Origin of the sequence: Elstera litoralis, assembly GCF_000963705.1 — a bacterium.
GTDB classification, from domain to species: domain Bacteria; phylum Pseudomonadota; class Alphaproteobacteria; order Elsterales; family Elsteraceae; genus Elstera; species Elstera litoralis.
Genome location: NZ_LAJY01000209.1, coordinates 1 through 9,732, shown reverse-complemented (window position 1 = coordinate 9,732; position 9,732 = coordinate 1). Strand labels below are relative to the sequence as shown.

At 61.3% G+C, this 9,732-nt stretch carries 14 protein-coding genes and 1 pseudogene; 12 read left to right on the top strand and 3 right to left on the bottom strand.

From position 1 onward, the window contains the following. The first annotated feature begins 212 nt into the window (after positions 1-212). On the top strand, positions 213-1,214 hold the full coding sequence (locus VZ95_RS21830; RefSeq protein WP_052711632.1) for a lysozyme inhibitor LprI family protein: 1,002 nt from the start codon (positions 213-215) through the stop codon (positions 1,212-1,214). On the opposite strand, the gene VZ95_RS09165 is transcribed toward VZ95_RS21830, so the two are convergent. Together VZ95_RS09165 and VZ95_RS29725 are read right to left on the bottom strand one after the other, a co-directional pair. After that, positions 1,211-1,975, bottom strand: a complete 765-nt coding sequence (locus VZ95_RS09165) for an SDR family NAD(P)-dependent oxidoreductase (protein WP_045775581.1) — start codon at positions 1,973-1,975, stop codon at positions 1,211-1,213. The genes VZ95_RS21830 and VZ95_RS09165 overlap by 4 nt on opposite strands. Beyond that, positions 1,972-2,400 carry a tautomerase family protein gene (locus VZ95_RS29725; protein ID WP_052711631.1) on the bottom strand — a complete coding sequence of 143 codons (429 nt, stop codon included), beginning with the start codon at positions 2,398-2,400 and terminating at the stop codon, positions 1,972-1,974. Before VZ95_RS29725 ends, VZ95_RS09165 begins: the two co-directional genes overlap by 4 nt. Before the next feature lie 105 nt (positions 2,401-2,505). Here VZ95_RS29725 and VZ95_RS09155 point away from each other — a divergent pair, with 105 nt between their 5' ends. Continuing rightward, positions 2,506-3,366, top strand: coding sequence for a LysR substrate-binding domain-containing protein (locus tag VZ95_RS09155; protein ID WP_045775580.1), 861 nt, complete (start codon positions 2,506-2,508; stop codon positions 3,364-3,366). A gap of 4 nt (positions 3,367-3,370) precedes the next feature. Here VZ95_RS09155 and VZ95_RS09150 read toward each other — a convergent pair whose 3' ends face one another. Next, positions 3,371-3,769, bottom strand: a complete 399-nt coding sequence (locus VZ95_RS09150; RefSeq protein ID WP_045775579.1) for a RidA family protein — start codon at positions 3,767-3,769, stop codon at positions 3,371-3,373. A 138-nt stretch (positions 3,770-3,907) separates the two neighbouring features. Between VZ95_RS09150 and VZ95_RS09145 the strand changes: the two genes are divergently transcribed. From VZ95_RS09145 to mazG, 10 genes and pseudogenes are all read left to right on the top strand, one after another. Then, positions 3,908-4,480 (top strand): TetR/AcrR family transcriptional regulator, encoded by a 573-nt coding sequence (locus VZ95_RS09145; RefSeq protein WP_045775578.1) that lies wholly within the window; start codon positions 3,908-3,910, stop codon positions 4,478-4,480. A gap of 170 nt (positions 4,481-4,650) precedes the next feature. Then, positions 4,651-5,103 (top strand): DUF2141 domain-containing protein, encoded by a 453-nt coding sequence (locus tag VZ95_RS09140; RefSeq protein WP_198148187.1) that lies wholly within the window; start codon positions 4,651-4,653, stop codon positions 5,101-5,103. After that, positions 5,100-5,981, top strand: a complete 882-nt coding sequence (locus VZ95_RS09135) for an SDR family NAD(P)-dependent oxidoreductase (RefSeq protein WP_198148186.1) — start codon at positions 5,100-5,102, stop codon at positions 5,979-5,981. The genes VZ95_RS09140 and VZ95_RS09135 overlap by 4 nt, the downstream gene beginning before the upstream one ends. Then, positions 5,918-6,475, top strand: coding sequence for a TetR/AcrR family transcriptional regulator (locus tag VZ95_RS09130; protein ID WP_198148185.1), 558 nt, complete (start codon positions 5,918-5,920; stop codon positions 6,473-6,475). Before VZ95_RS09135 ends, VZ95_RS09130 begins: the two co-directional genes overlap by 64 nt. 34 nt (positions 6,476-6,509) lie before the next feature. Next, positions 6,510-6,887 (top strand): dienelactone hydrolase family protein, encoded by a 378-nt coding sequence (locus tag VZ95_RS21825; protein WP_052711629.1) that lies wholly within the window; start codon positions 6,510-6,512, stop codon positions 6,885-6,887. Then, on the top strand, positions 6,812-7,330 hold the full coding sequence (locus VZ95_RS21820) for a dienelactone hydrolase family protein (RefSeq protein ID WP_084627683.1): 519 nt from the start codon (positions 6,812-6,814) through the stop codon (positions 7,328-7,330). The genes VZ95_RS21825 and VZ95_RS21820 overlap by 76 nt, the downstream gene beginning before the upstream one ends. A gap of 167 nt (positions 7,331-7,497) precedes the next feature. Beyond that, entirely contained in the window at positions 7,498-7,863 is a 366-nt protein-coding gene (locus VZ95_RS09120) for a bleomycin resistance protein (protein WP_045775576.1), read from the top strand. Continuing rightward, positions 7,860-8,081: pseudogene (locus VZ95_RS29245) on the top strand (phosphoglycerate mutase family protein); the annotation flags it as partial. The gene VZ95_RS09120 and the pseudogene VZ95_RS29245, both read left to right, overlap by 4 nt. Positions 8,082-8,112: 31 nt before the next feature. After that, positions 8,113-8,493 carry a histidine phosphatase family protein gene (locus VZ95_RS09115; protein WP_332308051.1) on the top strand — a complete coding sequence of 127 codons (381 nt, stop codon included), beginning with the start codon at positions 8,113-8,115 and terminating at the stop codon, positions 8,491-8,493. Beyond that, on the top strand, positions 8,490-9,311 hold the full coding sequence (gene mazG / locus VZ95_RS09110) for a nucleoside triphosphate pyrophosphohydrolase (protein ID WP_045775574.1): 822 nt from the start codon (positions 8,490-8,492) through the stop codon (positions 9,309-9,311). The genes VZ95_RS09115 and mazG overlap by 4 nt, the downstream gene beginning before the upstream one ends. Positions 9,312-9,732 lie beyond the last annotated feature (421 nt).

The window sequence follows — 9,732 nt, the reverse complement described above, 5'->3', positions numbered from 1 at the left end:
AATGGGCTCTTTCAGAAGGTTCATTTGGTATTTATATTGAGCAGGCTGATTTTCTTCCATATCACGGAGAGAATATGGTGCTTAAAGTTCCATTCAATGAATTATCACGTTATTTTAAACCTGATTTTAAATTATTGATCCGCCATTAAATTTCGATATAGTTAGAAACAAAATACCTCCCTGTGAGCAATTTTTGTGTGGAGGATATCCAGATGAAACATTGGACATTTAAATTTTTTCTCTCTGTTATTTTAATAACTCCTTGGTCTCACGCCCAAGCCGCCCCCAGCTTCGACTGTGCCAAAGCCAGCACCGAGGTCGAGAAAAGCATCTGTGCGTCGCCCGATCTATCCAAGGCCGATGTGGCGTTGGCAGCGGCATATCGCAATGTGATCGCCCGTGCGCCGGAGGAGGCGAAACCACTGCTGCGCAGCGATCAACGCGGGTGGCTGGCCCATGTTGGAAAAATCTGTCAGGCGCGCTGGGCACCGAAGGAGGGCGGGGAGGATTACGTCAAAGGCTGCATCGGCACGGCTCTGAGCCGACAGACGGACTTTTATCGAAACGAAGCGCTGCTGGTATTGCCGAACCCCTACGGCGTTTTGCTCGCCCGCCAGAGTTATCGCAGCGCCCCGGTGGCGGCGGCCGATCAGATCGATCATCTGATGCGCATTCGAGCCGAAGCAAACCGCTTCCCGCAGTTTCTCGCCCCCGCCTTGAAGGTTTTGAGCGCCGCCGCCCCGAAACCCGGTGGGGACGATGCCTTCGAGACGGATAATGCCTTCAAGGCCAGCCTGTATCGGGATCGGCTGTTGGTGCTCGACTATACGACCTATACCTATGCGGGCGGTGCGCATGGTCTGTATGGGTCGGATTTCGCTGCTATCGACCTCGCCCGCGCTCGGAAATTGACGGCGGTTGATGTTTTTCGGCCCAATACGGCTTGGCGAGCGGCGCTGGCCCGCGAAGCCGAAAAATCCTTACGCGTCCTCGCCAAGCGGGAAGATTGGGAGTACGAGCCGCTCACCGTTGCGGATATGACGAAGGCCGTCGGCGAGCAGGCGCGCTGGGTGCCGGGGGCAAATTTTGGCGTTTATTTCGGCCTCTATGAGGTCGGCCCTTATGCCATCGGCACCCCTATTGCGCAGATCTCTTACGCCGACCTGCGCGACTATCTAACCCCTGAATTCAAATCCCTAATCGGGCTCGACTAACCCTGCCGCTTCACCGCCAGCGGGCCGGGGGCTTGGCAGGTCGGCATCATTTGGATGCTGTTGATGTTGACATGCGCGGGGAGGGCAGTCGCCCAATAGATTGCTTCGGCGATATCCTCGGCCAGCAGCGGCTGCGTGCCTGCGTACATGGCGGCGGCTTTGGCGTCGTCGCCTTTGAAGCGGATGTTGGAGAACTCGGTGCCGCCGCAGAGGCCGGGCTGAATATCGGTCACGCGCACGTTGGTGCCGACCAGATCGGCGCGCAGGTTGAGGGCGAATTGATGCACGAAGGCTTTCGTCGCGCCATAGACATGCCCGCCGGGGTAGGGGAATTCGCCAGCGGTCGAGCCGAGCATAACGATATGGCCGCGCCCACGCGCCAGCATGCCGGGCAGCAGCAGGCGGGTGGCAAACATCATGCCCTTTACGTTGGTGTCGACCATCACTTCCCAATCGTCGAGGTCGGCTTCCGGCGCGGGGCCAAGCCCGAGGGCGAGACCGGCGTTATTCACCAGAATATCGACCTCGGCAAAGGGCGCGGGCAGGGCGGCGAAGGCGGCTTCCGTCGCCTTGCGGTCGCGCGCGTCGAGGGTCAGCGGGTGCAGCTTATCGGCGCCAAACTCGGCTTGAAGTTCCTGAAGCCGCTCTTCCCGGCGGCCGGTAGCGATAACACGATGGCCTTCGTCGATAAACCGGCGGGCGATGGCGGTGCCGAACCCGGCGGTTGCCCCAGTTACGAGAACGGTTTTAGAAGCGGTCATCCATGAAACTCCAAGCGGCTCGGATAGGTAAGGGCGGCAGTGTACGCGGCTAGCAATATTGAGCAAGCCCAAGCCCGAAGGACCAATCGGGCAAATCGTTTTCTGATAGCGATACCAGCACATCCTCTGCCCGCAGCCCGAGCGCGACGAGATTGGCGGCGATGGCGGCATAGAGCGCCTTTTTTCAGCTCCACCGTGCGGCCCTGGCGCAGGTAAATCTGCACAATCAGCGCATTGGGGCTGCGGGCGATGCCGAGGTAATTGGCGTCGATAATCAGATGCGCGGGATTGTGGATATTGATGATCTGAAAACGGTCGTCAGCGGGAATCCCGATGGCCGACACCAGGGCCGAATGAACGGCATCGGCAATCGGGCGGGCTTGTGGGGCGAGGGCTTCCGGCAGGTCGAGGCGAACGAGGGGCATGGGCTTTCTCCTAAGGGTGAACGGTTCGTGCCCCCTTCATAGCCCCTCGCCACGCTTAAGAAAAAATTGATAAATTGTATGTGAAACATTATTTTTGGAAATGTAATGAGCGACACTCTCGATTTGGCCATTTTACGCACCCTCGCCGCCGCCGCCCATCTCGGCGGGTTCGGGCGGGCGGCGGATCGGGTCGGGCGGACGCAATCGGCGGTGAGCCTGCAATTGCGGCGGCTGGAAGCCCAACTCGGGCGAAAGCTGTTCGTGAAATCCGGGCGCGGCCTGGTGCCGACCGAAGCCGGGGAAGTGCTGCTCGCCTACGCGCAGCGGCTACTGGCGCTGAACGATGAGGCGCTGGAGGCGGTACGCGGGCAGGGCCTGAATGGCCGGGTGCGGCTGGGCGTTCCCCAGGATATCGCCGATACGATCCTGCCCGACGCCCTGGCCCGCTTCGCCCGCGCCCATCCGGAGGTGTTATTGGAGGGGCGGGTAGAGCGGCAAGAAACCCTTACCCGATTATTGCGCGAAGGGGCTATCGACTTGGCTTTGCTCTTCACCGACGAGCGCCCGCCGGAAGCGCAGGATCTCGGCGAGATGGCGCTGACCTGGGTGGCGGGGGCCGACTGGCGCTTGCCGCCCGGCCAGCCGGTGCCGCTCGCCTTGCTCGATGCGCCGTGCCTGTTTCGCAAAGCCGCGCTGACGACGCTGGACGCGGCAGGGATGCCCTGGCGCTTGGTATTCACCAGTCCCAGCCTCGGCGGTCTATGGCCGTCGATCCGCGCGGGTCTCGCGATTACGGTGCGCGTTGCGGCCTTCTGCCCGCCGGATATGGTCGCAGTCGAAGCGCCGACGCTGCCGCCGTTGCCAAAGGTCGCCTTGCGTCTCGCCTACAGCGAAGCCGCGCCGCCCGCAGCGGTGCAGGCGCTGGCGGCGAGCTTGCGGGCGGCGGTTTCGCTGCGACGGGGCTAGGTCATCAGGCGGTCTGGGGCAGGCGGGCGATGACCTTGATTTCAAAATCGAAACCCGCCAACCAGTTCACGCCAACGGCGGTCCAATTCGGGTAGGGCGGGGCACCGATTTCCGCGAGGCGGATGGGGGCGAGTATCTCCCACTGGGCGGCGGGATCGGTGTGGAAACTGGTGACATCGACAACATCGTCGAAGCTACAGCCCGCCGCCGCCAGCACAGCTTTCAGATTATTAAAGGCAAGCTGCACTTGCTTGGCGAAATCCGGTTCGGGCGAGCCATCGTCCCGGCTGCCGACTTGGCCGGAGACGAACAGCAAATCCCCCGAGCGGATCGCCGCCGAATAGCGGTTAATCTCATACAGCGCCTGTCGGCCGGCCGGAAAAATTGCGGTGCGGGTTGTCATCTTTTTCACTCCTCACTCAAGGTTTGATATACGCTTCGTATGTGATTGAATAAACACATACGGCTCGTATGTCAATTAACATACGCGCCGTATGCTGAAATAGTAGGGGGCCTACAATGGCGAAGCGCCGCGCGCGAGATGATCGAGGAAACCCGCGCCAAGCTTATCGGTGCCGCCCGCACGGCGTTTGCCGACAAGGGCTATGCGGCGGCGTCGATGGACGATCTCACCGCCGAAGCTGGGCTGACGCGCGGCGCGCTCTACCATCATTTCGGCGACAAGAAGGGGTTGTTGCAGGCGGTGATCGACCAGATCGATGCCGAAATGATGATCCGGCTGCGCGCGGCCCAGGACCGGGCGGCGAGCCCGTGGCTGGGGTTTATCGATGAATATCTCGCCTATATCGAGATGGCCTTGGAGCCGGAGATTCAGCGCATCATGCTCTTGGATGGACCCGCCGTGCTCGGCGATCCATCGCGCTGGCCGAACCAGACCGCCTGCCTGCGCACGACGATCCAGACGATCCAAGCGCTGATCGATGCGGGCACGGTACGGCCCATCGATCCTGAGGCCGCCGCTCGGCTGCTCAACGGGGCCGCCCTCAGTGCGGCGCTATGGATTGCCGCCGCCGATGATCCGCGCGCGGTTCTCGCCAAAACGGTTGAGGCGTTCCGGCATCTTGCGGTCGGTTTGCTGCGACCCGGCGGCTGACCCCACAGAATGGCGGGTTTGGCGGGTTCACTCTGATTGGCATTTTATCCATTCATCACATAATATGCATTATGCGACATTTAGATATACAGCATTCCGCCCTCTGCGGCCATAGTTGACAGTGTCATCTTTCTCCGTCATGGTAGACGGCGTCAACTACGGAGATGGACATGCCGCAATCTCAGCAAAGACGACGCGCTCATGGTCGAATTTTGGTCCTGCTCACCGCCGGAATGCTTCTATCCACTCCGGCATGGGCGGGCGAAATCGTGGCGCGCATCACCGCCCCCGGTGCGGTTACGGGGGAAATCGGCTGTTCGCTTTTCTCGAAGCCCGAGACGTTTCCGCTCAAACCCGATCAAGCCGTAACCCTCTGGTTGCCTGCAGCACCGGAAACCGCGTGTCGGTTCACGAATATTGCCCCCGGTCGATACGCCCTTGCGGTTTCCCATGACCGGAATGGCAATCGGCGGCTAGACGAGAATTTCTTTGGAATCCCTACGGAAGCCTGGGGGGTTTCCGGCAATATCCGTCCCTCCCTTAGGGCTCCCCGCTTTGACGAAGCCGCTTTTTCCGTTGCGGCGGATGGCACCACCGAGATTGCGATTGAGGTTCTAGAATGACGCTAACTCATCTCAAGAAGCGCTATGGTCCCTGGGGGCTTGTTACGGGCGCGTCAGACGGCATTGGCCGGGAAATGGCTATTCGGATGGCCGAAGCGGGCCTGAACGTCATTCTTGTCGCGCGCCGGGCAAGCGTTCTTCAGCATTTGGCCGATGATTTGATCGCGCGCTATGGGATCGAGGCCAAAGCGGTTGCCGCCGACCTTGCGGATGCACGACAGGTCAGCGAACTCGTGTCACTGGCCGAGACCTACGACCTCGGGCTGTTTGTGGCGGCGGCGGGTTTTGGAACCTCCGGCCTTTTTCTCGACCAAACGCTGGCGAGCGAACTGGAGATGCTCGATGTCAATTGCCGGGCCGTTGTGCAGCTCTGCCACGGGCTGGGAAGGCAATTTGTAAGCCGGAAGCGCGGCGGCATTATCCTGTTTAGTTCAATCGTCGCTTTCCAAGGCGTGCCGCGCGCCGCCCATTACGCGGCAACGAAGGCCCATATTCAAACCTTTGCGGAAGGCTGCGCCGCGAGCTTGCGCCGTTCGGGGTCGATGTTCTCGCGGCGGCTCCCGGCCCTGTCGCCAGCGGGTTTGCCGGGCGGGCGGCATGACGATGGGTCAAGCCCTTACCCCCAAGGCGGTTGGTGCCGAAACGCTTGCCGCCCTGGGCCGCGTTGGCACCGTGCGCCCCGGCTTTCTTTCGAAACTGCTCGAAGCCGCACTCTCGCCCTTGCCGCGCTGGGGGCGGACCCGCATTATGGCGCTCGTAATGGCTGGAATGACGCGACGGAAACAGAATGGAGCCGAAAAAGCCTAAGCGGGACGTGCGACAAGCGTCCCTTGCCGAGGCAAAAGCGATCATCGCCGATGTCGGCCTGGAGCACTTGAGTTTGCGCGAAGTTGCTCGCCGTCTTGGGATATCCCATCAGGCCCCTTACAAACATTTTCCCAGCCGCGATCATCTGCTGGCCGAAATCGTTGCGCAGACTTTTGCGGAATTTGCGGCGTATTTGGATGCTGTGCCGCGCGCGGGCGATCCTCACGCGGATTTAGCCTCCCTCGGCGTGGCCTATTTGAACTATGCCGCGCGCTATCCGTTGGACTATCGGTTGATGTTCGGCAGTACCCTGCCCGACCCAAGCACTCACCCGGCGATGATGCACCATGCGCGGCATGCGTTCGACGTATTGCTCTCAGCCCTGGCCCGCCTCCCCGAGCGGTCCGCCTGCAGCGATGCGGTCCGCACTCAAGATGCCTTGTTTATCTGGTCGTCGCTGCATGGTTTTGCCATGATGACCCAAACCCGCGCGCTCGAAACGGTTGCGCTGCCGCCCGATAGTCTAAGCGAGGCCCCTGCGTCTTTGCTCATGCGCATTGGCTGATGCTACAGGCGGCGCTCCCTAGATTGGACTCCCCATGAGGCATTTTTGCTTCACGGCACAGGCGCTCACGGCGGCGCTTCTGCCGGCGTTTCCCAGTCGGGCCTTTCAAACCGTAACCTACCCCGGTCCGACGGGCGTCACCCTGACGGCCATTGTCGATTCCGGCCCCCAGAGCGGTCCGCGCCCGGCGGTCATTGCGCTGCACGGCTGTGGCGGTCTGGGGAGCAAAAATGACGCCTTAGGCGCGCGTCACGATGAATGGCGGCAACGGCTTGTCGATCAAGGCTATCTGGTGATTTTTCCCGATAGTTTTGGCAGCCGGGGGTTGGGCGGCCAATGCCGGACGACAGATCGAACCGTGCGCGCCTCGGTCGAGCGCGCCGACGATGTTCGGGCAACCCTAGCTATCTAGCCCAGCGCCCCGATGTTCAGGCCGATAAAATCGCCTTGCTGGGCTGGTCGAACGGCGGCAGCACAGTTCTTTCGGTCATCGGACGGAAAACCGCCCTCAAAGGGGGCGTCGCCTTTTATCCGGGCTGCCAGTTTTATGCGGATCAACCGCGCTGGCACCCGAGGGTGCCGCTGGCCATCGAAATGGGCGCGGCCGACAATTGGACCGATCCGCAGCCGTGTGAGACGATTGCCGCGCGCTGGCCCGACGCGATTACGCTAACGCTCTACTCCGGCGCGTATCATGATTTCGATTGGCCGAATCTGCCGCTCACGCTGCGCACGGGCCTTGCCTCCAGTAAGGATAAGACTGGGCAAGCCTATGTTGGTACGAATCCCGCCGCGCGCGATAAAGCGGTTGCGCAAACCTTGGCGCAGTTTAGACGCTGGTTTGGTCAGGAATAGGGTAGGCCCCTAATGCCTTACTCCTGGACCCCACGCTATTACGGCGCGCTCACGAGCGTCATTTTACGGAGCTTGTCTCCGTTCCGGTGGTTTTCTATAAAGTCATCACCACCCGGTAGCCGCCGCGAGCGCGTGGGTTTACCCCCCTTTGCCTGCGAGATCCCGAGATGATTGATGCCGCCGTCTGCCTGCCCGTTTTGCCCGCGCGCGATCTTGCGGAAGCGCAAAGTTTCTACGCGGGGCTGCTTGGCTTTGCCGAGATTGTTTATAGCGACGATAATTATCTCATCGTTCGGCGCGGCAGTATGGAGCTGCATTTCTGGCACACGGCGGACCGTAACCTCGCTGAAAACACCTCATGCTATATTCGCGGCGGCGAAATTCCCGCGCTCTATGCCGAGTATGCGGCGCGGGGCGTCCCTCGGCTTTCGGCATTTGAAATTCGCCCCTGGGGTATGAAAGAATTCTACATTCATGATCCCAGCGGCGTGCTGTTGCGGTTCGGCTGTGCTCCGGAGGAGATAGGCGCGTGATTCTGTTGTTCCGCCATGGGCAAACCCTGTGGAATCAAAGCTTTCGCATGCAGGGCGGCGGCGACTCGCCGCTCACCGATCTCGGGCAAGCCCAAGCCCGCGCGATGGGGGCGGCGGCGCGGGCGTTTCTCGCCGAGCGTTTCCCCGCCCCCGGCCCGCTCCCGCTCCAGATCAGCCCACTCGGGCGGACGCGGCAAACGGCGGCGCTGATTGCCGACGAATTGACGGCGCGGCCCCGGCGGGTATGCGCTGAGCCATCGCATCGATCCGCGCCTGCGCGAGATGACGGCGGGGGCCTGGGAGGGCCAGGATTGGCGGGAAATGCGCGCCAGCCTGCCGCCCGAGCAGCAAAACCGCGACGTGATCGATATTTTCCGCACCGCCCCCGGCGGCGAGGGCGATGCGGCGGCGATTGCCCGGCTCGATCATTGGCTCGACGAGCATGCCGAGGTAACGGTTCCGCATATCGTCATCTCCCACGGCATTGCCGGGATCATCCTGCGCGGGCTCTATTTGGGGCTCGATGAAGAGGCGATGTTCGCCCAGGACCGGCCCCAGGATGCCTTCTATGTCCTTACCAAGGGCCAAACCGTCCGCGTTCCGGTCTTCCTGGATGATGCCGCCGCATGACCCTCCCCGCGCCCGATCACGCCGACCCGATGGCGCGCCTGCTGGCCATCATGGCCCGGCTGCGCGATCCCGACACCGGCTGCCCCTGGGATTTGGAGCAAACGCCCGAAACCATCGTTCCCTACACGATCGAGGAAGCCTATGAGGTGGCCGATGCCGTCGCCGAGGGCGATCCGCAGGCGCTGAAGGAGGAATTGGGCGATCTGCTGTTGCAGGTGGTGTTCCAGGCGCAGATTTCCCAGGATGCGGGCGGTTTTACTTTTGCCGACGTGGCCGACACCATCGCCACTAAAATGATCCGCCGCCACCCGCACGTGTTCGCCGCCCCCGATGGCCGCGACGCCGAGGGGCAAGTCGCGGCCTGGGAAGTGATTAAGGCCGAGGAGCGCGCGGCGAAAGCTACGGACGGGCCGGGCAGCGTGCTCGACGGCGTCGCCCGCGCCCTGCCCGCCCTGCTCCGCGCGCTAAAACTGCAAAAACGCGCCGCCCGCGTCGGCTTCGACTGGACCGACCCGAACGACGTGTTCGACAAACTGCGCGAAGAACTGGCCGAGTTCGAAGCCGAATTCACCGCCCCCACCCGCGATACCGCCCGGCTGGAAGATGAGTTGGGCGATATCCTGTTCTGCGCCGTCAACCTCGCCAGGCACTTGAATATCGACCCGGAAGCCGCGCTGCGCTCGACCAACGCCAAGTTCGACCGGCGGTTCCGGTTCATCGAGGCGGCGCTGACGGCGGAGGGAAAATCGGTCGAGGCGGCGAGCTTGGCAGAGATGGAAGCGCTGTGGCAGGCGGCGAAGGGGGAAAAGGCGCTTTAAGCGGCCTCGAGAAGCTGGAGTCCGGTTGGTCCGCCGCGGGCAGTGACCGATAAAATTGGCACCGGCAACGAGAGCTGAGCTCCTTCGCCCGCGCGTGAAGTGCGCGGGTTTGCCAGGGGGACGCAAGGGGCAAGGTGCGTGGGGGAATTTGCCCCGCCTGCTTACCCGCAATCAGAAAAGCCAGTGTCGAATTACGATTGTATTGAGGGTGCAGTGACATAATTGTTCATTTTGTGGTTGATTTTACGTATTACTATCGAGTCATCAGATGGTTGATAACCGTATTTATGATTGAACATTAATCAGATTTTTCGTGTTTAATCTTTTGTTCATTTATTCATCGAAAATGAATGGCATAGTGGAGGTGGATATTCTCTTTTTCGAGGTAAGACGATGCCGACGACGATTAATCTGACGACGG

Bases quoted from the DNA above. Each gene is read 5' to 3' on its own strand.
- VZ95_RS09165 (WP_045775581.1), bottom strand. From the start codon at position 1,975: ATGACCGCTTCTAAAACCGTTCTCGTAACTGGGGCAACCGCCGGGTTC.
- VZ95_RS29725 (WP_052711631.1), bottom strand. From the start codon at position 2,400: ATGCCCCTCGTTCGCCTCGACCTGCCGGAAGCCCTCGCCCCACAAGCC.
- VZ95_RS09140 (WP_198148187.1), top strand. From the start codon at position 4,651: ATGCCGCAATCTCAGCAAAGACGACGCGCTCATGGTCGAATTTTGGTC.
- mazG (WP_045775574.1), top strand. From the start codon at position 8,490: ATGACCCTCCCCGCGCCCGATCACGCCGACCCGATGGCGCGCCTGCTG.
- VZ95_RS21830 (WP_052711632.1), top strand. From the start codon at position 213: ATGAAACATTGGACATTTAAATTTTTTCTCTCTGTTATTTTAATAACT.
- VZ95_RS09155 (WP_045775580.1), top strand. From the start codon at position 2,506: ATGAGCGACACTCTCGATTTGGCCATTTTACGCACCCTCGCCGCCGCC.
- VZ95_RS21820 (WP_084627683.1), top strand. From the start codon at position 6,812: ATGCCGGACGACAGATCGAACCGTGCGCGCCTCGGTCGAGCGCGCCGA.
- VZ95_RS09145 (WP_045775578.1), top strand. From the start codon at position 3,908: ATGATCGAGGAAACCCGCGCCAAGCTTATCGGTGCCGCCCGCACGGCG.
- VZ95_RS21825 (WP_052711629.1), top strand. From the start codon at position 6,510: ATGAGGCATTTTTGCTTCACGGCACAGGCGCTCACGGCGGCGCTTCTG.
- VZ95_RS09135 (WP_198148186.1), top strand. From the start codon at position 5,100: ATGACGCTAACTCATCTCAAGAAGCGCTATGGTCCCTGGGGGCTTGTT.
- VZ95_RS09120 (WP_045775576.1), top strand. From the start codon at position 7,498: ATGATTGATGCCGCCGTCTGCCTGCCCGTTTTGCCCGCGCGCGATCTT.
- VZ95_RS09150 (WP_045775579.1), bottom strand. From the start codon at position 3,769: ATGACAACCCGCACCGCAATTTTTCCGGCCGGCCGACAGGCGCTGTAT.